General features: G+C 51.6%; 20 protein-coding genes and 5 pseudogenes. 9 read left to right on the top strand and 16 right to left on the bottom strand.

The features are described 5' to 3' along the window. Window positions 1-50: 50 nt before the first annotated feature. The 7 genes and pseudogenes from istB (G434_RS18635) to G434_RS27215 form a co-directional block, all read right to left on the bottom strand. Entirely contained in the window at window positions 51-797 is a 747-nt protein-coding gene (istB, locus tag G434_RS18635; protein ID WP_001016257.1) for an IS21-like element ISEc12 family helper ATPase IstB, read from the bottom strand. Window positions 798-811: 14 nt separating this feature from the next. After that, window positions 812-2353 carry an IS21-like element ISEc12 family transposase gene (istA, locus tag G434_RS18640; protein ID WP_001298859.1) on the bottom strand — a complete coding sequence of 514 codons (1542 nt, stop codon included), beginning with the start codon at window positions 2351-2353 and terminating at the stop codon, window positions 812-814. Between the two features lie 183 nt (window positions 2354-2536). Next, a pseudogene (locus tag G434_RS18645) lies at window positions 2537-2881 on the bottom strand (hypothetical protein); the annotation flags it as partial. Window positions 2882-3016: 135 nt separating this feature from the next. Continuing rightward, window positions 3017-4087 carry a patatin-like phospholipase family protein gene (locus G434_RS18650; RefSeq protein WP_000102633.1) on the bottom strand — a complete coding sequence of 357 codons (1071 nt, stop codon included), beginning with the start codon at window positions 4085-4087 and terminating at the stop codon, window positions 3017-3019. Further along, the gene (locus G434_RS18655; protein ID WP_000203551.1) at window positions 4084-4989 is read right to left on the bottom strand and encodes a diguanylate cyclase regulator RdcB family protein; all 906 of its coding nucleotides are present in this window, start codon (window positions 4987-4989) and stop codon (window positions 4084-4086) included. Before G434_RS18655 ends, G434_RS18650 begins: the two co-directional genes overlap by 4 nt. Continuing rightward, on the bottom strand, window positions 4986-7370 hold the full coding sequence (locus tag G434_RS18660) for a dynamin family protein (protein WP_001531797.1): 2385 nt from the start codon (window positions 7368-7370) through the stop codon (window positions 4986-4988). Before G434_RS18660 ends, G434_RS18655 begins: the two co-directional genes overlap by 4 nt. 217 nt (window positions 7371-7587) lie before the next feature. Continuing rightward, entirely contained in the window at window positions 7588-8022 is a 435-nt protein-coding gene (locus G434_RS27215; protein ID WP_001069649.1) for a GTPase family protein, read from the bottom strand. A gap of 428 nt (window positions 8023-8450) precedes the next feature. On the opposite strand from G434_RS27215, the gene G434_RS18670 reads away from it, so the two are divergent. From G434_RS18670 to G434_RS18690, 5 genes are all read left to right on the top strand, one after another. After that, entirely contained in the window at window positions 8451-10616 is a 2166-nt protein-coding gene (locus tag G434_RS18670; RefSeq protein ID WP_000856948.1) for a TonB-dependent receptor, read from the top strand. Window positions 10617-10626: 10 nt separating this feature from the next. Next, a complete protein-coding gene (locus G434_RS18675; RefSeq protein ID WP_000778018.1) occupies window positions 10627-11616 on the top strand; it encodes an ABC transporter substrate-binding protein in 990 nt (329 codons plus the stop codon). Between the two features lie 18 nt (window positions 11617-11634). Next, window positions 11635-12693 (top strand): FecCD family ABC transporter permease, encoded by a 1059-nt coding sequence (locus tag G434_RS18680; protein WP_000217077.1) that lies wholly within the window; start codon window positions 11635-11637, stop codon window positions 12691-12693. Continuing rightward, entirely contained in the window at window positions 12690-13457 is a 768-nt protein-coding gene (locus tag G434_RS18685; RefSeq protein ID WP_000016207.1) for an ABC transporter ATP-binding protein, read from the top strand. Before G434_RS18680 ends, G434_RS18685 begins: the two co-directional genes overlap by 4 nt. Before the next feature lie 92 nt (window positions 13458-13549). Beyond that, complete coding sequence (locus tag G434_RS18690; protein WP_072276226.1) at window positions 13550-13768, top strand: hypothetical protein; 219 nt, start codon at window positions 13550-13552, stop codon at window positions 13766-13768. Window positions 13769-14298: 530 nt separating this feature from the next. On the opposite strand, the gene G434_RS18695 is transcribed toward G434_RS18690, so the two are convergent. The 3 genes and pseudogenes from G434_RS18695 to G434_RS31090 form a co-directional block, all read right to left on the bottom strand. Next, window positions 14299-15444 carry a hypothetical protein gene (locus tag G434_RS18695; RefSeq protein ID WP_001296206.1) on the bottom strand — a complete coding sequence of 382 codons (1146 nt, stop codon included), beginning with the start codon at window positions 15442-15444 and terminating at the stop codon, window positions 14299-14301. A gap of 1126 nt (window positions 15445-16570) precedes the next feature. Next, window positions 16571-16708, bottom strand: a pseudogene (locus G434_RS30280) (AAA family ATPase); the annotation flags it as partial. 14 nt (window positions 16709-16722) lie between these two features. Next, a pseudogene (locus G434_RS31090) lies at window positions 16723-16880 on the bottom strand (IS21 family transposase); the annotation flags it as partial. 88 nt (window positions 16881-16968) lie between these two features. On the opposite strand from G434_RS31090, the gene istA (G434_RS18700) reads away from it, so the two are divergent. Both istA (G434_RS18700) and istB (G434_RS18705) read left to right on the top strand, forming a co-directional pair. Next, entirely contained in the window at window positions 16969-17991 is a 1023-nt protein-coding gene (istA, locus tag G434_RS18700) for an IS21-like element IS100 family transposase (protein WP_000255956.1), read from the top strand. Then, window positions 17988-18770 carry an IS21-like element IS100kyp family helper ATPase IstB gene (gene istB / locus G434_RS18705; RefSeq protein WP_001317493.1) on the top strand — a complete coding sequence of 261 codons (783 nt, stop codon included), beginning with the start codon at window positions 17988-17990 and terminating at the stop codon, window positions 18768-18770. The genes istA (G434_RS18700) and istB (G434_RS18705) overlap by 4 nt, the downstream gene beginning before the upstream one ends. A 66-nt stretch (window positions 18771-18836) precedes the next feature. Here istB (G434_RS18705) and G434_RS29680 read toward each other — a convergent pair. The 4 genes and pseudogenes from G434_RS29680 to G434_RS28990 form a co-directional block, all read right to left on the bottom strand. Then, window positions 18837-18965 (bottom strand): annotated as a pseudogene (locus G434_RS29680) (IS21 family transposase); the annotation flags it as partial. A 141-nt stretch (window positions 18966-19106) separates the two neighbouring features. Next, window positions 19107-19322 (bottom strand): hypothetical protein, encoded by a 216-nt coding sequence (locus G434_RS27190; protein ID WP_001327829.1) that lies wholly within the window; start codon window positions 19320-19322, stop codon window positions 19107-19109. Window positions 19323-19795: 473 nt separating this feature from the next. Continuing rightward, window positions 19796-20398, bottom strand: coding sequence for a hypothetical protein (locus G434_RS18710; RefSeq protein WP_000813432.1), 603 nt, complete (start codon window positions 20396-20398; stop codon window positions 19796-19798). A 93-nt stretch (window positions 20399-20491) separates the two neighbouring features. Then, a complete protein-coding gene (locus tag G434_RS28990) occupies window positions 20492-20698 on the bottom strand; it encodes a helix-turn-helix transcriptional regulator (protein WP_000235219.1) in 207 nt (68 codons plus the stop codon). Window positions 20699-21434: 736 nt separating this feature from the next. Between G434_RS28990 and G434_RS0124995 the strand changes: the two are divergent. Next, window positions 21435-21578 (top strand): annotated as a pseudogene (locus tag G434_RS0124995) (Hha/YmoA family nucleoid-associated regulatory protein); the annotation flags it as partial. A gap of 36 nt (window positions 21579-21614) precedes the next feature. Here G434_RS0124995 and G434_RS18720 read toward each other — a convergent pair. Both G434_RS18720 and G434_RS18725 read right to left on the bottom strand, forming a co-directional pair. After that, the gene (locus tag G434_RS18720) at window positions 21615-21833 is read right to left on the bottom strand and encodes a helix-turn-helix transcriptional regulator (RefSeq protein WP_016249734.1); all 219 of its coding nucleotides are present in this window, start codon (window positions 21831-21833) and stop codon (window positions 21615-21617) included. Between the two features lie 195 nt (window positions 21834-22028). Beyond that, complete coding sequence (locus G434_RS18725; protein WP_001296203.1) at window positions 22029-23225, bottom strand: IS110-like element ISEc20 family transposase; 1197 nt, start codon at window positions 23223-23225, stop codon at window positions 22029-22031. A 231-nt stretch (window positions 23226-23456) separates the two neighbouring features. Here G434_RS18725 and G434_RS30925 point away from each other — a divergent pair, with 231 nt between their 5' ends. Then, on the top strand, window positions 23457-23690 hold the full coding sequence (locus tag G434_RS30925) for a hypothetical protein (protein WP_001224230.1): 234 nt from the start codon (window positions 23457-23459) through the stop codon (window positions 23688-23690). Window positions 23691-23786: the final 96 nt, after the last annotated feature.

The following is a 23786-nucleotide window of genomic DNA, read 5'->3' as shown; positions in this document are numbered from 1 at the left end:
CGATGGAGATCGGTTCGTGTCACTTTCACAGAACCGTTTTTAAATTACCTTCACTGATCTCCTTCGGTCAACGGAGATTGTATTTTCCGCATTGATTCTCCTTTAAGTTCGATCTTGATACTGCCATGAACCAGTCGATCTAGGATGGCATCCGCATGTGTGGAGTCTCCGATCATTTTGTACCAGTTTTCCACCGGCAACTGGCTCACTACGATGATTGAGCCTCGTTGGTACATCAGATCCACTATTTCCAGCAGGTCGCTACGCTGTTCTGATGAGAGAGGTTCCAGCCCCCAGTCATCCAGAAGCAGCAGATCGCTATTATTCAGCCTGGTCAAAAGTTTGCTGTATCTTCCATCAGCATGCCCCTGATAGCACTGTTCCATCAGCGCTTTAAGGCGATAATAGTAGACCTTGTATCCCTGTCGGCAGGCATTATGACCAAGTGCACATGCCAGGAACGTTTTACCGCTGCCGGTGGCCCCGGTCAGTAAAATATTTTGTTTCAGGGTTAACCAGTTTCCCTGACTGAGTGAACGGATGAGGGCCCTGTCCAGCCCTCTATTGTTACGATAATCCAGCTTTGATAACTCAGCATTAAGTCTGAACCGTGCATGTTTGATCAGACGCTCTGCCTTCCTGTTTTCACGGCAGGTTAGTTCTTCTGCTGTCAGTAATGACAGGCGTTCTTCGAAGCCCAGCTCCTGGTATGTGCCCGGTTGAGCAAGTTGCTTTTTAAGCGCATCACGGAAGCCGGTGAGTTTAAGTGCGGTCAGTTGTTCGTAAAGATGATTCATCATTGGATCCCGTATCAGTGGTAATACTCACTGCCGCGTACGTTTTCGTGTTCCATCGTGGATAACAGATCTGGTTTTGGATCCTGAACAGGTTGTTTATCCAGACCTTTTTCCAGGATCGATTTAATACCTGACAGACGCCATACCTTTGTTTTCAGAGCTCTTGCACATGCTGCATTAAGTCTGGCTTTACTGTATTTTTTATGAAGGTTCAGGAGTCCAAGGCAGAAGCGATAGCTTTGTTCCGGATGTGGACGAGAGTTCAGTATATGAAGCACATAACTATGAGTTTCACTGCCTATGTGCCCCGCCCATTCCAGAAGACGCTCTGGCGTCCAGGTGGCATGCTGTCGATGAGCTTCAGGCATGTGCTCGTTGCGGGTACTGTAGCCATAAGTACGCTTGCGCGGGTGCACAGCAACCTCCTGCCCCTGATTGAAGAGTCTTACCAGTTCTCCGGAGATCCATGCTTCCAGTTGCTGGCCTAACAGCGAACATGGAACCGAGTAGTAATGTTTGTCGATTTCCACGTGGTAATCGGCATGAACTCTGACTTTCTTCACCAGGGTGTAACTGTAACTGGCTTCAGGAAGAGGCTTCAGTGCGGGTTTATCAAGCTGGATGAAGAGTTCTGCACGTGAATAACCCAACTTCTGCATTATTTTGTTATTCAGTCTTTCCAGCAACTCCCGAATGCGCTGATTAAGCGATGCAAGGCTGTAGAAGATCTCATGCCTGATTCGGGCCATGATCCAGCGTTCAACAACCTGAACGCCAACTTCAGCTTTGGCTTTATCTTTCGGTTTACGTGGCCGCGCAGGCAAAACTGCGACATTATAATGCTCAAGCATCTGCTGGTAGGTAGGGTTAACGTCAGGATCATACTTACATGCCCTGGATGTGGCGCTTTTCAGATTGTCCGGAACAACAAGTTCAGGAACGCCACCCAACCACTGGAAGCAGCGAACATGACTCATCACCCAGTCTTCAAGCTGCTGAGACCAGGTGGCCTCTGCCCATGTGTAACTTGATGCCCCGAGAACAGCTACGATGACCTGAGCAGTTCTTATTTCTCCGGTCTCAGGGTCGGTAACGCCAACGGTAGGTCCACAGTAATCAACGAAAAGTTTTTCGCCAGCTTTATGTACCTGACGCATTGATGGTGAAGTGGTTTTGAGCCATTCACGGTACATCCGGCAGTAATGGTTATAGCTGTAAAAACCGCCTGGATTACGCTCACAGTATTCTTCCCAGAGTAGCTGCAGCGTCACGCATTTATTACGCAGTTCCCGGTGTACTGTAGCCCAGTCAGGCAGAGAGTGCTTCTTCATCTTAACCTGGGTCTGAAGGAACGCATGTTTTAGTTTTGTATCATCCCATCCTGTAGGTAAGGGCCACTGCTTTATGCCAAGTTGAGCCGCCCGATTAGCATATCTGGATACAACGGAAGGGGAGATTGCAAGACTACGACCAATTTGTCGATGGCTGAGTCCAACACCGTATTTAAGCCTAAGAATTTCTTTAAGTTTTCTCATAGAAATTGGAACTGTTGGCATAGGTATCCTTTACCGGAATGGCAAAAGATACAGATCAACACACCTGTGAAGTTCCAATAACATTGATGGAGATCACTGAATAACAAAATGAGTCAAAAGTGATCTCCATCGATGTTATTCAGCGATCTGTTCAAATGTTATTACCCGATCTCGATGGAAGTTATTGAGTGATCTCCTTTCATGAAAATACGCATACGTTGTTGGACACGCTCCAGGTTGTTCAGCCCGGGCGTTTGGGTCGCAGCTGAGCGCTTGTTTCACGCTCGCTGCTTCCACGTTAAAGCCAGTAAACAGAACCGCCAGAAATAACATCAGGGTATGTAAACGTTTCATTGTAAATATTCTTCCGTTGTAAATGGCGCTGGAAAATTTCTCATCAGTGAAACCTTCCGGAAATTCCCCCCCCTTGTATGATGTATATCGCCAGTATTTTATTTCATCCCGGATGTAATTTTTATATTTCCCGGCACGTGCAATAACGCTGACCAGAGATATAAGGCTCATTAATAACTTTACAGGTAATTGCATAATTAAATTTCCAGTGAGTGAATTGACAGGTGAGGGGTAAAACTTTCTCTCAGGTAATATATATCTGAAAATATTTTCAATAACACCAGCCAGGAAAAACACCACCACAGGCGGTGGCGTTTCTTTGGGGCGTCTTTATTTAATCCGGGCCATCGCGTTTCTCAGTGCCAAATCTGCCTCTTCCGTTATCTCCAGACTTTTCTGCAACACCGTTTCTGACCGGGACAGTACCTGACGTGCTGCCAGCGGTTTCCGGATATGCTCCATCGTCAGCATCGTGTCTTCATAGCCCTGCTGACGCCAGGCGTCGGTATGTGCCAACGTGAAACTGAGCAGACCGCCGCTGTTGTCACCATCACCTGCATATTTCAGCCTTTTCCGGGGACGGATCTCAAGGATTGTGGTGACCGGAAAAGCCTGGCGATCCCATAAAGAACCGTCACTCAGATGCGTCACAATCACCATATTGCATCCGGCATCGACCAGAGGCGTCACAGGGGTATTTCCCTGCATATTTCGCCATCCTCCCATACCACCATCACCGAACATTGTCCCCTGAACCTCACGGGGACGGAACAGCAGGGGCAGCGCGGCTGACGCAAGCAGAGCCTCTTTCTGCTGTCCGCGGGGCAGGCTCTGGATATGCTGAAAAACGGCGTTTTTCGTGGTTCCGGCACCCAGTTCAGCACGAATGCAGTCAATAATATCCTGCATGCCCCCTTCTGTGGGGTACAGCGACACATACAGCGGTAGCCCGTCTGCCAGAGCATCAGTATCAAGATAATGATCCAACAGCGCTGTCAGGGGCTCATCTGACAACAACGGCTGAGCCATCAGATTGTCAAACCCGTTGAGTATCGATATATGGCGAAGAAGCGTCGTAAGCAGTGCTCCTGCACGTCCGGGGATCTGGCAGAGGTTCATTGCCTGGAACAATTTTTTCAGCAATGAAAAGTAAACCAATCGGTTTACCGACAGCACCTGATTATTCCCCAGATGATCCCAGAGCGCCTCCAGGCGTACGGCAGCTTCTGACAGATCGGGAGAGGCCGCGATAATGGCACCATTGAATGCGCCAATGCTGGCCCCTGAAACCATGCTGATCTGTGTACCACACTCTGCCAGTGCCTTAACCACTCCCGCCTGATAAGCGCCCACCGCCCCGCCACCGGACAGCACCAGCCCCGTTTTCATTTCTGTACTCATCCAGCCCCCTTCTGAAATATTTCATCGACCATACTTTCAGAGAGGCGTTCTGCAGAGCAGAGGCGAGGCATGCGAACCGGTAAGTGTTCTGCAGCCTGCGTGGTTGACCAGATCACCGGATGCTGCTCTTCACTGCACCAGTCTCCCAGCCAGTTAATCGCGTCATGCCACTCGTTATCTGCCTGCTCCCGGCCCTGACCACCAAGCCAGTCCAGAGTGTTCAGACGCACGGTTGCACTACCGCCACTCTCCTGTGCCATCTGCGTTAATGCTTTATGTCTGAGAATATCCAGTAGCTGGTTAACCTGGCCTGTTTCGCCCTGACGTATCACATCACCAAACGCGCCCCAGCGAAGCTCTTCAAGCGCCACATAACAACGTCCGGCAGGGGAAAATGACGCATATCGCCCGGCGCTCCACCATGAGAATATCTGCTCAAGATGTAACTGCGCCCGCTGAACCTGGTCAACACGGTGGAGTTTTTCTTCAAGATGATTCAGTTTATGGTGAACCTGATCGGCCAGGATGAGTAACTGCTCCCGTGTATCTGCGGAATAATGCGCCAGCCTGGCAGTATCACTGACCAGTGAACTGACCCTGTCGTTTACCCGGGTAATCGCGTAGTTTGTGGTGGCAAGTGACGTTGTCAGCTCCGTCAGCCAGCGCAGGGACGCCTCAAGGCCCTGTGCAACCGAAGCATTGATGGCATTCTGCCGTGCAGCGCCTTCGCCGGTCAGTCCCTCTTTTAAACGCCGGAAGAACGTGCGCTCTCCGGCCGTGCGGATATGCTCCTGTGCAACATCGATTCCGTTTGCGAAATCAACCACAAATTTTTCAGGAAGACAGGTGAGTACCTGACATACCCGGTTATCAGCAATTTGTTGAATAAATGGTGAAGTCACAGCATTGTCTCCAGCTCTTCCCTCAGCGCCTTACTGTCAGTAATGAGCTCAGGAACCCTTTCATTTAATGCCTGAAGTCTCCTGGTAAGCCGTTCCTGTGCCTGCTGATCGCGTTTATGATCTTCAGAGCTCTGAATCAGCGTGTTACGCAGTTGTTCAACTTTCTCCCTGAATGCGCAGAAAAAGGCATCGATTTCCTGGCGGACGGGCTGGTTAATATCCTGCTCAATGGATGCCTGCAGCTCCCCGAAATATGCCCGGGTCAGTGACATAACTTCCTTCCTGACGGTGTTGATATTGATAACACTGCGGCTCACATCCTCTTTATAGGTTTCCCAGCCCCAGTCACTGGTGCCAAACGCTCCACAAATCTTTCCCCATAAACCACTCTGCCGACGGCGACGGGTGACGGTCTCCGTTCTTTCCTCCATAAGCGCACTCAGATTTGTTTTTACCGCGAGCCGGGTTTGTAACTGACTGACTGCCGGAAAACTGATTTTTACGGTAAAGCCCTCATCCTCCAGGCGGGTATTGATGCGACCGGCAATGTTTTCTGTGGCGTACAGGGCCGTGCCACGAAAACCTGTTTCAATCCCGCTGACGATTTTCTCCAGCTCAGGCCGGAACTGTGCTTCAGCCTCACGGTGCAGGCTGGTCACGGTCGATTCGATTTGCGTCATCAGTTCAAGGGCTTCCCTGCGATCACTGAATTTTATTTCGGGGCTGTCGGGATCAAAGTCCCGCATCCTGTCATGCTGATTTCCGGTTCCGAAAATATCGAGAAAGAAAGCGAATGCGTTTCTCTCCCGGGGCTGCGCTGAATTTTCTTCCTCCAGCATTTGCTGTTCTTTGCGTTTACCGCTTCTGAAATAGTCATTCAGCTCCTCTTCCAGTGAGGTGCAGACCCCCGTCAGTAATTCCCGGGTTCTGGCATCGATCTCCTCCATGGCCATTCTGACATCAGCGGTCACCTGCTCCTGACAGTCTGCTATTTCCCGGATATCCTCAAGCAGGCTGGTGATATGCGCCTGCAGTGACTGAATACTTTGCATCAGCCCCTGATGGCGTAACGACAGGTATTCACTGATATTTTCTGCATTCTGCATCAGTTTTGCGGCGGCAGAATCAACCGCCAGTGCCGCAGCTCTGGAGTGTGAACTCAGTATGACTTCCGTTATCAGTTGATCGATAAGTGAGCCTTCCCACAGGTCTGTCGCCCCTTCAGTTGCCAGTTCGCTGTCTTTACAGACGTAATCTTTTTTCATGCGACCGAAGGCTTCCCTGACAAAATCATCGACCCAGGCTTCATCAACAGGAAGGGTTCCGTTTTTCCGTAACTCATGAAGCGCACGGTTAGCCAGGTATGCCTGGCGTGAGGATCCGGGATAAACGCGGGAGGCGGGCAGCACATCGCTGTTCAGCATTGCCGGTACCTTCTGACAGACTGCATCAGCCCCATCGCCATTACGGTCTTTTTCATCAAATTTATTGACCAGCACAAACAGGCGGCCGACAGACACATCAGCAATGGCATTAAGCTCTTTACGAACCTCCTCATCGGCTTTCGAGTTCATCTGGGTGTAGTCCATCACCGCCAGCACCGCAGAGGCTTTCTGCAGTTGATCCCGCATCATCACTTCCATCTGCGGTTGTCCGGCTTCATTAGGGCCGGGGGTATCCAGCAGTGTGAGTGTTCCCTGGCATTCATCCATCCCCACCAGATGGCTGAATTCCACGTCGATCACCGGCAGTTTCTGCACTTCTGCGTATTCATCAAAAGGAAATTCACTCCCCATTGCCGCAGCAAGACGAACCAGATCGTTTAACGATGCCAGTCCGGTAAAGATTTCCTCCTCCCCGTGGTATTCATTTTTGAGCCAGCCATCATCCGTCAGAATATCCAGCAGTTCGCGGGTATCCCCGGTTTGCTGCAGGGTCTGTGCGACCTGCTGTCCTGCCGGGGTGGCGAGTTTTTCCTGCAGTGTGATTAATAAATTGCGGACAGGCTGAATATGTTCCAGATGGAGAACCGGCTCAGTTTTTCCGGGAACGTGGCGGATGAGCGTCGGTACAGAGGTCATGGGGCGGTTACGGTTAGGCAGAATTTCCTGCCCCACAATGGCGTTGATGGTGGTTGATTTACCTGCTTTCATCGTGCCGACAACAGCCAGCACCATCTCCCTGCGGGCGGTTTTGATTTGTTCGCCCTCCAGCTCCTCAATTCTTTTCAGTGCTTTCTGTTTATCAAAAAGCAGTCTTTTTTCGTTCTTACTGTCAGATAACACATCTGGCTCCTCAACCATTTGCCGGAGCAGATTAATGTTCAGTTGCAAAAGTCGGTCGGCTTCATCACAAAGCAGGGCGATGTTCTTTTCGTGCATTATTTAACCTTCCTGAGACGCATTTTCATGACAACCACGGAGGAGGTCATTTACCACAAACGATCGTTTATAACGATCGATATGATAGTAACGATCGATGTATTCTATTAACTTGAAAAACACAACGCAAGGGGACACCCCGGGTATGGCTGCGTTTGCATAGTGTTTTCATGGAGTTAAAAATCTGTAACAACAGCCTGGTACATCACCACCGGGTTCAGAAGAAAATCCAGTTCCATACCGCGCGGGCAACAGAGACCACCGAGTCACGGACGGCGCGCAGAACCGTGCGTGCAACAGAGGCAATGCAGACACTCTCCGCCGTGTCAAATATCCGGTCCACCGCACCGGTAAACTGTTCACGGGTCTGAGTGCGGACAGACTCCGTGCGCAGTTCGTCCTGCAGGCGTGTCATCAGAGGGATGGCGGCATGTCCGGGAAGCACTGTCATGAGTGCACTGACCGGGGTGACCTCCCCCTGAAACAGTGCATTACAGAGTGAGGATTTACCGGCCCCGCTTTTACCCATAATGCCAGGCACGGGTTCGTGACGGGTGAGTTTGCGCAGATGTTCCAGGATGTGACGGGAAATCGGGTAAGGCAGGGAGGAGAGCGGTTTTTCAATTGCCTCAATGGCATCAGACGGATTCATACATGTATTCCCAGTGAAAAAAGACAAAACCCCGTGCACCGGAAAGGTGGCGGGGGATTCACGGAGATAATATCTTTCTGAAATTATTTTGAATGCAGGTATATGTGGCTGATTTGTATCAGCTAATGAGTACAGGTCTGAATCTAATCTGACAGTCCGCTTTGTGCCAAAGGCGGACGCTCAAGTAGATACTGTCCTGACAGTATGCGGTAATCAGAGTTGTTATATATTACTTGCGTCCAAACCAGCTTTCTGACAACCCGGCCGCTCCTGCTTTCAACAACGCGCCGCCATACTTTTATGCTGCAAAGAGCGGAGACAGAAGGTTAGCGTAATTTGTAAATAACTTACATTCACGTGTGATCTGGATCATAATTTTGCCTATGCACCGATCGTAATATAAATATTTACATAACGATCAGTGATTCATGAAAACTCAAATAACTTTCGCTGCGCTTTTGCCAGCATTAGCGTCTTTCATACCGCTTCATGCTCATGCCTCGTCTACTTCTGAAGATGAAATGATTGTCACGGGCAACACCGCCGCCGACACCACCGATTCTGCCGCCGGTGCCGGTTTCAAAACGAACGATATAGATGTCGGCCCGCTGGGAACGAAATCCTGGATCGAAACACCATATTCCAGCACCACTGTTACTAAAGAGATGATTGAAAATCAGCAGGCGCAAAGCGTCAGCGAGATGCTGAAATACTCTCCCAGTACGCAAATGCAGGCGCGCGGTGGAATGGATGTCGGGCGTCCGCAAAGTCGGGGGATGCAGGGCAGCGTGGTGGCCAACAGCCGTCTGGACGGGCTGAATATCGTTTCAACAACCGCGTTTCCGGTGGAAATGCTTGAGCGCATGGATGTGCTTAACAGTTTGACCGGCGCGCTGTACGGCCCGGCGAGCCCAGCAGGGCAGTTTAATTTCGTGGCGAAGCGCCCAACCGAAGAGACGCTGCGTAAAGTGACGCTGGGCTATCAAAGCCGCAGTGCGTTTACCGGCCATGCCGATCTGGGTGGCCATTTTGATGAAAACAAACGGTTTGGCTATCGCGTGAACCTGCTTGATCAGGAAGGGGAAGGCAATGTGCATGACAGCACGCTGCGTCGCAAACTCGTTTCCGTTGCGCTCGACTGGAATATTCAGCCGGGCACTCAGCTACAGCTCGACGCCAGCCATTACGAATTTATCCAGAAAGGCTATGTCGGTAGCTTTAACTATGGGCCGAACGTCAAACTGCCGTCTGCGCCGAATCCGAAGGACAAAAATCTGGCGCTCAGCACTGCGGGCAACGACCTCACTACCGATACCATCAGCACTCGCCTGATCCACTACTTTAACGACGACTGGTCCATGAACGCTGGCGTGGGCTGGCAGCAGGCTGACCGCGCGATGCGTAGTGTTTCCAGTAAAATACTCAACAATCAGGGCGATATCTCTCGTTCGATGAAGGATTCCACCGCTGCCGGACGTTTTCGCGTCCTGAGCAACACCGCCGGGCTGAATGGTCATATTGATACCGGCTCTATCTGCCACGATCTGTCACTTTCTACCACGGGATATGTCTGGTCGCTTTATAGTGCCAAAGGAACAGGTTCCAGCTATAGCTGGGGTACAACAAATATGTATCACCCGGATGCGATAGATGAGCAGGGCGATGGCAAAATCCGCACCGGCGGGCCGCGATACCGCTCCAGCGTAAATACTCAGCAGAGCGTTACGCTCGGCGATACGGTGACATTTACGCCGCAGTGGTCGGCAATGTTCTATCTCAGCCAGAGCTGGCTGCAGACTAAAAACTACGATAAGCACGGTAATCAAACGAACCAGGTTGATGAAAATGGTTTAAGTCCGAACGCCGCGCTGATGTATAAAATTACCCCTAACACAATGGCCTACGTTAGCTATGCCGATTCGCTGGAGCAGGGCGGTACCGCACCGACGGATGAGAGCGTAAAAAATGCCGGTCAAACGCTAAACCCGTATCGCAGCAAGCAGTATGAAGTGGGGCTAAAATCGGACATCGGCGAGATGAATCTAGGCGCCGCGCTGTTCCGACTGGAACGTCCGTTTGCCTATCTTGATACGGATAACGTGTATAAAGAGCAGGGTAACCAGGTTAACAACGGCCTTGAGTTAACCGCTGCCGGGAATGTGTGGCAGGGGCTGAATATTTACAGCGGCGTGACCTTCCTCGACCCGAAACTGAAAGATACGGCGAATGCCTCAACCAGCAATAAACAGGTTGTCGGCGTGCCGAAAGTGCAGGCCAATCTGTTGGCGGAATACAGTTTGCCGTCCATACCGGAATGGGTTTACAGCGCTAACGTCCATTATACGGGCAAACGCGCGGCGAACGATACCAACACCTCTTACGCCAGCAGCTATACCACATGGGATTTGGGAACGCGTTACACCACGAAAGTGAGCAACGTCCCAACCACTTTCCGCGTGGTGGTAAACAACGTGTTTGATAAACATTACTGGGCTTCTATCTTCCCATCGGGTACCGATGGCGATAACGGTTCCCCAAGTGCGTTTATCGGCGGCGGCCGCGAAGTGCGTGCATCCGTCACCTTCGATTTCTGATGGATAAATGATGAAACTCTCCCGTTTATTTCCGCTGCTGGCGCTGCTGCTGGCGGCCAGCCTGCACGCAGAAAATACGCACAAGGAGGTGCGTATCGCGTCACCGTGGCCGGCGCAAAATACCATTATTGCCATGCTGGGGTACGGCGATAACATTGTCGGAACCTCGATGATTGCAAAAAGGATCCCCCTGTTTCGCCAGAGCCTGCCGCGCATAGAGAAAGTCGCAGCAGTTAGCGTAAACAGCGGGCATGAAATCAATCCCGAACAGATTATCGCGCTGGGGGTCGATATGCTTTTTGTACCGCAGAATATGGTAGTGCCTCAACAGGCGTTGCTGAAACAGGCTGGGGTGCAGGTGCTGGCGTTTGAGGCGAATTCACTGCGGGCGTTAACGCAGCGCGTACAGCAAACGGCAGCGGTGCTGGGGCCCGATGCGCAGCAAAAAGCGCTCGCCTATCAACGCTACTTCGATCGCAACGTGGCCCTGGTCACCGGGCGCCTGAAAGATCTTCCTGCGTCACAGCGCGTGTCGCTCTATCACAGTATGGGCAATCCGCTGACCACCACCGGTAGACCCTCGCTAAACCAGGACTGGATTGACCTGGCCGGCGGCAAAAATATCGCTGAAAATTGGTTTGGCGAGCATCAACAAAACCGTTCGGGTGAAGTCGCGCTGGAGAAAATTGTCACTGCCAATCCGGCGGTTATCATCGCGATGAACAAGCGCGACGCGGATGCCATTCTGAGTTCTCCGCAGTGGGCAAGCGTGGACGCGGTCATTCATCATCGCGTTTACGTTAATCCGAAAGGAATGTTCTGGTGGTGCCGTGAAACCAGCGAAGAGGCGCTGCAATTTTTGTGGCTGGCGAAAACGCTTTATCCTGCGCGATTTGCTGATGTGGATATACGCAAAGAGACGCGTGAGTTTTATCGGCAGTTCTTTGGCCTGACGTTAAGCGATGCGCAGATGAGCGATGTGCTCAATCCGCCGCGCTAACGGAGGCTGTGAAAAACCATGACTGTATTGGAAAGTACGCTGTCGGTCGAGAACCGCTATCGCCAGCTTTTTCGCCAGCGTCTGGTAATACTGGCGGTTATTTTTATCGCTATCATTGCTTCGCTGCTGCTCGATTTCACCCTCGGCCCCTCAGGGCTCCCTTTACATTCGCTGATAAAGACTTTGATGCATCCGTCCGGGGCGACTAACGGCATGCGGGTTATCGTTTGGGACATCCGTTTGCCCTATGCGCTGATGGCGCTCCTGGTAGGAATGGCGCTGGGTTTGGCCGGGGCAGAGATGCAAACTATTCTGAATAACTCCCTCGCCAGCCCGTTTACGCTTGGCGTTTCGTCGGCGGCGGCCTTTGGCGCAGCGCTGGCGATTGTTCTGGGCATCGGTATTCCCGGCGTTCCCGAAAGCGGGTTTATACCGGCAAACGCTTTTCTTTTTGCGCTCCTGTCCGCCCTGCTGCTCGATAGTCTGACCCGCTGGACGCGCGTGCCGACGTCGGGCGTTGTGCTGTTTGGGATTGCGCTGGTGTTTACCTTCAATGCGCTGGTGTCCATTATGCAGTTTGTCGCCGATGAAGATACTTTGCAGGGCCTGGTGTTCTGGACGATGGGCAGCCTGGCTCGCGCATCATGGGAGAAACTGGCGGTGCTGGCGGCGGCGATGGCGATTGTTTTACCCTGGTCGCTGCGTCGTGCCTGGCAGCTTACCGCGCTACGCCTCGGCGAAGAGCGGGCGATGAGTTTTGGCATTGATGTTCGCCGTTTGCGCCTGGGTTCCCTGCTGCGCATCAGCCTGCTGGCGGCCCTTTCGGTTGCGTTTGTGGGGCCAATTGGCTTTATTGGCCTGGTTGCACCGCATATTTCCCGCCTGTTGCTGGGAGAAGATCATCGCTTTTATTTGCCCGGAAGCATCCTTATCGGTGGGCTGGTGCTATCGCTGGCCTCGGTAGCGTCGAAGAACATCATTCCCGGTGTCATTTTACCGGTAGGAATTGTTACCTCGCTGGTAGGCGTTCCGTTCTTTCTGAGCATTGTAATGCGTCATCGAGGGAGTATGTCATGAGCGGGCTTACGATTAATGCGCTGTGCGCCGGTTACGGCAAACGGCGGATTATTGAGCATCTGTCGATTTCTACGCTGCCGCGCGGCGAAGTCACTGTACTGCTGGGGCCTAATGGCTGCGGTAAATCAACGCTACTGCGCGCCCTGGCCGGGCTAAATCGCGCCAGTGGCGAAGCCTGGCTGAATGAAGAGAATCTCTTATCGCTGCCGTTTGCTCGTCGGGCTGAAAAAGTTGTGTTCCTGCCGCAGTCCCTGCCGCAGGGCGTGCATTTACAGGTGCTGGAGTCGGTGGTTGTCGCCCAGCGCGCCTCCGGCGCCGGGCAAAATCAGGCGCAGGCTATAGCGCTGCTCGAAGAGCTAGGCATCGCACATCTGGCAATGAACTACCTCGATAGCCTGTCCGGCGGTCAGAAGCAGCTGGTGGGGCTTGCACAGTCGCTTATTCGCCGCCCCGAATTATTATTGCTGGATGAACCACTGAGCGCGCTGGATCTCAATTATCAGTTCCATGTGATGGATGTTGTATCGCGCGAAACGCGAAGACGCAATATGGTTACGCTGGTCGTCTTACACGATATCAATATCGCACTGCGGCATGCCGCCCAGGTCATCATGCTGAAAGAGGGGAAACTTATCGACAGCGGCGACCCGCAAACGGTGATCCATGCAGAGAGCCTTGCGCAGGTATACGGCGTACGCGGGAGAGTTGAACGTTGTGCTCAGGGAAGATCGATGGTGATAGTGGATGGTGCAATCGAAAAATAGTCGGATTAACGTGGTTGCTTCAGCCTCAGGTAAAGATCAATAGGAAGTCTGTAATGCAACATATAGACCGCCTTAATGTCATTAAAGCACTTGTGCTTCTAGAAGATGAGCAGATTGTTCGTTTTAACATCGCTGCGAACGATAACGCCTCGCAGATCCACATGCTCGTTGACGGTCTGGGCGTCGGGCTGACACATGAGCCTGTCGCTGCCGGAATGATTTCGCACCGGACAGCTTGTCACCGTTCTAGGCAACATGACAGACCTGCGCATTCCTATTTCTATTATCTATCCGCCTACCAAGTTGCTTAATGTCAGGCTAAGGCCCTTTAATGACTGGATTTCAGACCGATTTTCTGGACAGCCGAGCGGGTAAATCGCAGTACACTGACAGCTAGACAATAAAGCTCCGGTTCATGTTTGAACCATGTGTAGTGAATGTCCGCTGTTCGCTCACAACGGACCTTCAGTTCAGCCGCTCCGGCCGCTTCATGCCATGAATGTACGCAGCCAGTCAGAATATTAAGGTGCGGATTTCAGTTCACTTGTCAGCGCCAGTGACACAAGACAGTAATGACCAACAATTTGGTATTGACACAACAAGTTGCGGCCCCGGTTCGTGGAGGAGATTAAACGACTGTAGCCGGGGCCACTGAAATGAAGAATTCAGAGAGACTGAATGATATGTCGCACCTTCAGTGAATAGTGTAAAAACTGGGATATTCTCATCCGGGATTACCCACTCATACTCAATGCGTAACTTTAGTGCGGCCCCCACAGGTAAGAGCCGGACACATTCGTTGTGTATGCTGCAGAATCGGTAACCGGAGGCCCTGCGGTCCTTAACTCAGTGTCTTGTGTTGCTCATTTGCCACAAAGTCCTGGTACGCCTGCTCAATCATTTCATTCAGCAGTTTTTTTGGGAGGACACCACGACTTCGGGCAATACTTTCAAGCTGTTTGTGGATTTTTCCGGACAGTTTCAGCGGGACGGAACCATCAGCACGTTCATCACGCCTTTTTTGTTGCTCCCGGGCACTTTTCAGCTCATCAAGAAGAATCGCTTTATGCTGAATCCTGGGGGCCTGGAAGGAGGCCTGCGTAAACTTCGCTCTGTTCCGTCTGGGATTACTTTCCAGTAAAAACTGTACCTGTTGCTCATTCCAGCCTTCCCAGTTATCAAACGTGGCGCAGGCGAACCAGTATTTCTGCTCCGGGGTAAGGGGATTCAGCGGGGTTCCCACACACCGGACCTGCATGGCGTTCCATAACCAGTCACACTGTTCACTGTCCCTGCTGTCCACCCACGAAAAGGGGGAGGGGTAATCATTGTTTATGCTGGCCCATTCAGAGAATACTGAGTTGATAATCGTCCTCGTAGCCTCTGGTCCGGATTTCAGCAGGTAACTGGAGCAGAACCATATAATTTCACGGTAGATATTATCCGGATGCACGGTGCGCATCGGCTTTTCTCTGGGACCGGCAATCTTCGGTTGCGATGGAAAACCCATGGCAAACCGCAGATGTTCCGGGGGCATTCCTGAACGTTTTTCAGGAATGGGTGTGAGTCCTGCGTTTCTGGTCTTTTCCGCTTGTCCGGTATTGCCTCCGGCCGGAGTGTTGTCGGGAGTATCTTCCGGAGGCGAGGTGTTTTCATTAGTGGGGGGAACAACAATAGAACTGTCCATCTCCGGAATGGGGTGAGGGGCATAATCACTGTGGTAGCCCGGGGAAAGCGTTAAGTCCCGAAGGGTGACATCAGGTTCCGGGCAGTGAGTGCCACCGGGAGTGAACGGGAGTTGTTGCTTTTGGGGGAAAAATGTATTGTGAATGCGGGTATACAGCCGGAACAGAAAAAAATAAGATGCCCGTGGTTCTTTTTTTAACCACTTTGTATATTCCTCTATGGCACCGAGCTGTTGTTTGTGCCGTTTTACAGCATCGATATACGGACAGCTGGTGCAGATATCATCCAGTTCCTTTCCCACAATACACCTCACCTGCTCTTCCCACATTTGCAGATTTTAAGAAAGCAAACAAAAACCTCCGTACATGATGTACAGAATGTACAGAACAATCTATCAGGTACTGGCGTCAGAAGAGCTCCGGGCCGCCTGCATTTTCCGGAATGCGCCGGTTATGAAAAACCGGAAATTCAGTCTCTGTTGTAAGATGTACCCTCTGATACTACGTTTTCGTTTTCTCTGTGTATTTAACTCACTGTATTTATTGTCTTTTTAAGCCTGACTGGTATTCTCCGGTCATAGTGTGCCGGATATATATCCCGTAATCTTCTCATTTTTATATAAAAATACCTGCACTCTCTTCAGCGCATCTGTCTCCTTTAAGTAAAAAATGTTTTCACGTATTGCTGTAAATTCATTTTAAATCAGTGTATTACCTTGATATTGCTGTCTCCTGGTTTGATGCGTAATCGTTCTGCCTTTCTGGATGATTCTGGTGCTTCCGGGTGCATTCTCCTCTGCACATGCAACAGTTCGTCATCGCCACGTTCCCAAAAAGCATATAAAAACGAATCGAATTTGATATTTTTTTCAATCGTTTTTCATAGGAATTTCGTAGGGTGTTCTCCGCTATAACCTCCATATTTGCTGTCTTTTTCTTCATAAATCGTATGCAATGTAGCCTGTCTGTCAAGACCTCTTCTCTGCTGTTGAGGAGACGATCTCATTTTTGGTCTTTTCCGGGAGAGAGGCTGTCAGATGAGCGAGCCGGATTTACTGTCAGAGGTACACCCCGTAGCAGACCTGTGCTCCCATTTCCGCGATCCGGAACCAACAACGCCCTACGGTTAATACTATTTGAAGCGTCAGGTACTGCAGGAAGTTCCCCCCTGCGCGGACATCGGTTCCTGCCGACATCTCACAATACGGTCAGACTGTCATGCAGTAACACCCGCAATGCGGTCTGCGGTTTTAAGTGCACCGATAATGCGTCATAGTAAGTCTGGGGGAGTTACGGAATGCCTGTTAAGTCGTGCCGTGGGTGGAGACAGCTTACTTTTCCACAGCAACTGCAGTCATTCAGGATGATCAGGAGATATTCTGTCAATGTCACGATCCTGCCATTTTCGTACCCGCTAAGATACTTCCGTTACTGATGCTGTCCGCTTTTCACCATTTCATCCTCACTGACAGGCGTTGCGTTTTGGGTCATCACCACAGCTTTACGTTTCTCTTTTAACCGGTAACGCTCTCCTTTGATATTCAGCGTGGTTGAGTGATGCAGCAGTCAATCCAAGAGCTCTGTTGTCCGGCAACCACCATATCAACTTCTTCCCGGGTGTGGCGGAGAGGTGGTATCCTGGCTGAGTTTCGAAGCGAACCGTTCTTTTTGACGGGCGCATTTTACGTCCGGGCTGAATGTAGTAACGCGGCATGGAACGTCGGCCCGTATGGCCCATTGTGTCACGAACGGTGCAATAGTGATCCACACCCAACGCCTGAAATCAGATCCAGGGGGTAATCTGCTCTCCTGATTCAGGAGAGTTTATGGTCACTTTTGAGACAGTTATGGAAATTAAAATCCTGCACAAGCAGGGAATGAGTAGCCGGGCGATTGCCAGAGAACTGGGGATCTCCCGCAATACCGTTAAACGTTATTTGCAGGCAAAATCTGAGCCGCCAAAATATACGCCGCGACCTGCTGTTGCTTCACTCCTGGATGAATACCGGGATTATATTCGTCAACGCATCGCCGATGCTCATCCTTACAAAATCCCGGCAACGGTAATCGCTCGCGAGATCAGAGACCAGGGATATCGTGGCGGAATGACCATTCTCAGGGGATTCATTCGTTCTCTCTCGGTTCCTCAGGAGCAGGAGCCTGCCGTTCGGTTCGAAACTGAACCCGGACGACAGATGCAGGTTGACTGGGGCACTATGCGTAATGGCCGCTCACCGCTTCACGTGTTCGTTGCTGTTCTCGGATACAGCCGAATGTTGTACATCGAATTCACTGACAATATGCGTTATGACACGCTGGAGACCTGCCATCGTAATGCGTTCCGCTTCTTTGGTGGTGTGCCGCGCGAAGTGTTGTATGACAATATGAAAACTGTGGTTCTGCAACGTGACGCATATCAGACCGGTCAGCACCGGTTCCATCCTTCGCTGTGGCAGTTCGGCAAGGAGATGGGCTTCTCTCCCCGACTGTGTCGCCCCTTCAGGGCACAGACTAAAGGTAAGGTGGAACGGATGGTGCAGTACACCCGTAACAGTTTTTACATTCCACTAATGACTCGCCTGCGCCCGATGGGGATCACTGTCGATGTTGAAACAGCCAACCGCCACGGTCTGCGCTGGCTGCACGATGTCGCTAACCAACGAAAGCATGAAACAATCCAGGCCCGTCCCTGCGATCGCTGGCTCGAAGAGCAGCAGTCCATGCTGGCACTGCCTCCGGAGAAAAAAGAGTATGACGTGCATCCTGGTGAAAATCTGGTGAACTTCGACAAACACCCCCTGCATCATCCACTCTCCATCTACGACTCATTCTGCAGAGGAGTGGCGTGATGATGGAACTGCAACATCAACGACTGATGGCGCTCGCCGGGCAGTTGCAACTGGAAAGCCTTATAAGCGCAGCGCCTGCGCTGTCACAACAGGCAGTAGACCAGGAATGGAGTTATATGGACTTCCTGGAGCATCTGCTTCATGAAGAAAAACTGGCACGTCATCAACGTAAACAGGCGATGTATACCCGAATGGCAGCCTTCCCGGCGGTGAAAACGTTCGAAGAGTATGACTTCACATTCGCCACCGGAGCACCGCAGAAGCAACTCCAGTCGTTACGCTCACTCAGCTTCATAGAACGTAATGAAAATATCGTATTACTGGGGCCATCAGGTGTGGGGAAAACCCATCTGGCAATAGCGATGGGCTATGAAGCAGTCCGTGCAGGTATCAAAGTTCGCTTCACAACAGCAGCAGATCTGTTACTTCAGTTATCTACGGCACAACGTCAGGGCCGTTATAAAACGACGCTTCAGCGTGGAGTAATGGCCCCCCGCCTGCTCATCATTGATGAAATAGGCTATCTGCCGTTCAGTCAGGAAGAAGCAAAGCTGTTCTTCCAGGTCATCGCTAAACGTTACGAAAAGAGCGCAATGATCCTGACATCCAATCTGCCGTTCGGGCAGTGGGATCAAACGTTCGCCGGTGATGCAGCACTGACCTCAGCGATGCTGGACCGTATCTTACACCACTCACATGTCGTTCAAATCAAAGGAGAAAGCTATCGACTCAGACAGAAACGAAAGGCCGGGGTTATAGCAGAAGCTAATCCTGAGTAAAACGGTGGATCAATATTGGGCCGTTGGTGGAGATATAAGTGGATCACTTTTCATCCGTCGTTGACACATTGCCTTAATCTCCGCAAAGATAACCTCGTCATTCCGGACATTCTCTGCCAGGCATATGTCGATGTAATCCATAAACGATTTCAGCTTAACCCTTTTGTGGCCGGTCTTTCTGGCTGGCGGTTCAGGGGATGTTTTCTGGTTATCGTGTACCACAAAACTGGGATATTGCCCCGATAGTCACATTTCAGATTGATCGCGGTCTGAAGATGTGGCACTGAGGTAACGTGCTGGTGTCACTGGTATTGCTGAAGTTATGGTTTTTCGGGGTCAGGTGAGCCTGTTGTGTGTATGCTTTTTGTTCAGATCAGAGGGGGGCTGTGCGGACAGCGGCTTTTGTCTCCGGGCATTCACGCCTGAACGATGAATGCGATTTTCAGCAATATTTGTCTTTGTGACACTCTCTGGTTGAGAAGCTAATGCGCGCCCCTGTTTCCACAGAGAATGAGGCTTGCCATCAGCCGAAACATCAGTATTCCACGCCATACAGACGGCGCCTGACCATGTGCTGATGCAGGTAAAATGTTTCAACTACAACTGTTCGGGTTGCTATGCAACGAAACAGCGATTCTCACGATCTTTAACTGCAACGTTTTTCCGCCTGAAAGCTGACTGCCTCCTGCTGAGGTGGGAGGCTATGATTCAGTGCGTTTATAGTCTCCGGGGTATGCATGTACCGGAGCATACCATTTCTGGTGGATAACAAGCCGGCACATTCAGCCTGCAGTGAAGATGGAGGCACCTGGTTGTGAAGAACGTTTCTGCCCGTGGCTGCTTCGCATCATCAATGGTATTCATACCCGCTCAGAAATGACCGGGTGCTGAAGCCCTCCGTTATCGCGCAGTATAATGACGTATATGATCTGTGGACGAGTGAGCGGCGTGCCTGATGTACGCCGCTATTACTGTATTTTACCACAGGGCTGGTTTTCTGCTGCCAGCCCTGTGGTTATCAGACATCAACTGTGAGCGGCATCAACCGATGTACGGTATGCCATAAGCACGTACTGATCCATCAGATTTGTCAGTGGTTCACTCTGACCCTGACGTGCAATGATCCATTGCTCCAGATCTTTTTCTGATTTGTGTTTCAGGTTTTTCGTCCAGTCGTCAAGGCTGTTTCCGGTCATTAAGTCAAGCCAGCAGAGCCAGACCAGTTTGAGACGTAACTCCGTGCCGCCAAACTGACGGAAGAGGCTGATCAGTTTGTTTGCCAGAGAATGTTGCTTCAGGCGCTCACATTCAGACAGCAGGATCCCTTCCAGCATCGGATGATGAACCAGCAGGTGTTCGCTGGTGCATAAATTCACCACCAGATCATCATCCAGGGACGGGGAGCTCCGTTTGTCCGGACCATAAATCAGCCGGTGCAGACTCTGGGGAACGATGGCAATCTCCGGTTTTTCGCCATTGAATGACACCCACCCGGGCGTCAGATTATGGAAATAGTAGATATTCGGATGACACACGCCCCATGATACGGCGTGCCGGGTGAAGCCGGTCAGCCATTTCTGGTAGTTTTCATGGAGCAGCTCGTAACGGGTCTGATACTGTTGTTTCATTTTCATATTCCTCACGGGGGATAACAGGCAGCAGAGCGCCGCCGGCAGGCCGGAGATTGCGTCTGCTTTGGGCGAAGGGTTAGTGGTTAAAAATTACGGACGGGACTGTGCAATACGCGCCTGCAGCCAGGCTTCCACTTCACTTTTCAGCCAGCGGGAGCTGCGCCCCATTTTGATGGGGGCAGGAAAGCCCCCAACTTTGATGAGTTTGTAAAACCACTTATCGGTTAAGCCGGTAAGTTGAGTGATAAACGCCATGTCGACCATCTGGTCATCCATCAGCGAAACAGGGGTAGCCATGAGAATGTTCCTCCGGATGTTGTTAAACCAGCCGGTGTGGTCATGAAAACAGCGCGCCACCTTCACTGGCATAACAACCGGGGAGAAACGTAAAAAATAATCGGGAATGTGGCTGTCCGGAGATAAACGGGGGGATTGCGATGGCAGAGCCGTAGCGGAATCCCGGGGGGTTGTTGCGAAAAGATGCTTCCGCACGCACGCGCGATAAAGGAGGGAGGACTTTCGTGAGACAAGGGGAAAACTAGCGTTCTGATAATTGCAGAGTTGTTTTCGGAGGTGGTTACAGTGAGTCAGCCCGTTCCTGGCGAGGAGGAGACTGATATCACCGATGGGATAAGGCTGTCTGATTGGTATTATAAATATAAGAAGTCATCAGAGAGTAACGTAAAGGATTTGCCAGAGTAAGCTAAGAGAGTAAATCTCTCCGGTAACAGAGCGCTGTGAAGCATTCTGTATCAGAGTGCAAATACATGAACGCTGATGCGTAAAATCAGCAGTGACACGCCAGCTCCCCCTATGCCCATTCCTGTATAAGACATGAACTGAGCGTATTAATGCTCCTGCCCTGAGACTGAGCCGGTGAGTGAGGGGCTGAGAAATCCCTCTTGACACTGCTCTAACCAGAAATACTTCCCCGGTTGTTGCGGTGCGTCCGGATCCCCGATAACGGAACACTAAGGCTGTATTGCGGGACACCAGGTAAGTGGCAGCCCGTAATACGTCAGGAGACGCGGGAAAAGTGAATTCCCACACGCGTTATAAACTTACCCTTGCGGAGCTGGAAGCCTTTAACTCTGCCGTTGACAACCGGCTGGCAGAACTGACCGCAAATTTTACGAGTGCGTGCTGGCTTCAGTCTTGTCACCTGAGCGTTCGGTAACGGAGGCGCGGGCGGTAATAGACTGATTTTCAGGTATTACCGGCTTACGTACGGACGGGACTGTGCAATACGCGCCTGCAGCCAGGCTTCCACTTCACTTTTCAGCCAGCGGGAGCTGCGCCCCATTTTGATGGGGGCAGGAAAGCCCCCAACTTTGATGAGTTTGTAAAACCACTTATCGGTTAAGCCGGTCAGTTGAGTGATAAACGCCATGTCGACCATCTGGTCATCCATCAGCGAAACTGGGGTAGCCATGAGAATGTTCCTCCGGATGTTGTTAAACCAGCCGGTGTGGTCATGAAAACAGCGCGCCACCTTCACCGGCATAACAACCGGGGAGAAACGTAAAAAATAATCGGGAATCTGGCTGTCCGGAGATAAACGGGGGGATTGCGATGGCAGAGCCGTAGCGGAATCCCGGGGGGTGCCCCTATTAAGTTGTCAAGCATGTTATGACGCCTGCGGGGTATAAAAAGTCCCGTCGCGCATCATGGCGAACAGAACGTCGCAGCGTCGTCTCGCCAGGGCGATAAGCGCCTGATTGTGTCGTTTTCCCTGACTCATTTTGCGGGTGTAGTAAGCCCTGGAGAGCGGATCCCTGAGCGCGGCGAAGGCCGACAGGAACAACGCCCGTTTGAGAGCTTTATTACCCCGTCGCGAGGGATGCTCACCGCGTATTGACGAGCCGGATCGCCGAGTTACCGGCGCAAGGCCAGCATAAGCAGCGAGATGTGCGACAGAGGCGAAGGCGCGGCAGGCGACCTCGGTGAGGAGTCTGGCTGCGGTCCTGACACCGACTCCGGGCATACTGGTCAGGACCGGGTAAAGAGGGTGAGCAAGAACTCGCTGTTCTACCGCAAGCGCCACCTCGTCTCTTTGCTTACGCAGCGTGATGAGCTGGAGTGCCAGACGTGGCAGTACTACGGCAGCGGCATTCGTGCCGGGAACGACGACGGTTTGTTCGGCCAGTGCCTGAGCTATGTCTGCTGCAAGGCGTTTACCCAGACGAGGCGCAAGTTTGCAGAGCTGGGCTGCCAGCTTCTTCTCACCCAGCGAAGCGAGTTTTTCTGGTGAGGGATATCGCTGGAGAAGATCGAGTACCGCCGGGTGATCAAGTCTCGGACCGAGAACGCGCTCCAGTGCCGGATGTATCTGGGTCAGAAGGCCGCGGATACGGTTGCTGGCCTGCGTTGTCTGTGCGGCAAGATCATCATCGAAGCCGCAGAGCATGGAGAGTTCGGCGATTTGCTCGTCAGCCAGTTTCAGCGTGCGTAGCGCGTGAGGCAGGGTACGGGCAGCTTCGGCAATGATGGCAGCGTCACGAGCATCAGTTTTAGCTTCACCGGCGTGTAAGTCGGCTATGCGGCGCATGGCCAGTCCAGGGAGGTATCCGACAAGGACTCCTTCTGAGCGGGCAACGGCGACAGGTAACGCACCGATGGTAGCTGGCTGATCAACAACCAGCAGTATCTGACCATGTTGTTTCAGGTCAGATATTAGCGACCTGAGTTTGTTTTCGTCGTTGGGTAATGCTTTATCGAACAGGCGTTTACCTGAACGATTAATGGCTACAGCGTGATGCGTATCTTTACCGACATCAACGCCGATAAAGACCTGGACGGATTCGTAATCGCTGGATTCGGTCATTCTGTCTCCCTTGTATATGGGTTAAGCAGATAACCACGGGGAGCAGGTACCGGCATCCACGTTACAGACGGTCCCGGCAAAAGTGCCTGACCTGACCCCTATTAGCGGTTACCAGCGCCCCACCAGACCCGGTGACATCACCCCCCGGATCATGGACGACTGGGGGCAGTAATCATGCCGGGTCTGGCTGGCTAACACCCCATTATAAGGGGTACGAATAAAGTAACGGGGGTGCGAAAAGATGCTTCCGCACGCACGCGCGATAAAGAGGGGATAGTTTTCGTGAGGACAGGGAGAGAAGCAGGCGTTCTGATAATTGCAGAGTTGTTTTCGGAGGTGGTTACAGTGAGTCAGCCCGTTCCTGGCGAGCAGGAGACTGATATCACCGATGGGATAAGGTTGTCTGATTGGTATTATAAATATAAGAAGTCATCAGAGAGTAACGTAAAGGATTTGCCAGAATAACCTAAGAGAGTAAATCTCTCCGGTAACAGAGCGCTGTGAAGCATTCTGTATCAGAGTGCAAATACATGAACGCTGATGCGTAAAATCAGCAGTGAC

Origin of the sequence: Escherichia sp. KTE172 (genome assembly GCF_000408845.1) — a bacterium.
GTDB classification, from domain to species: Bacteria; Pseudomonadota; Gammaproteobacteria; order Enterobacterales; family Enterobacteriaceae; genus Escherichia; species Escherichia coli.
This window is presented reverse-complemented; position numbering and strand designations above follow the sequence as displayed.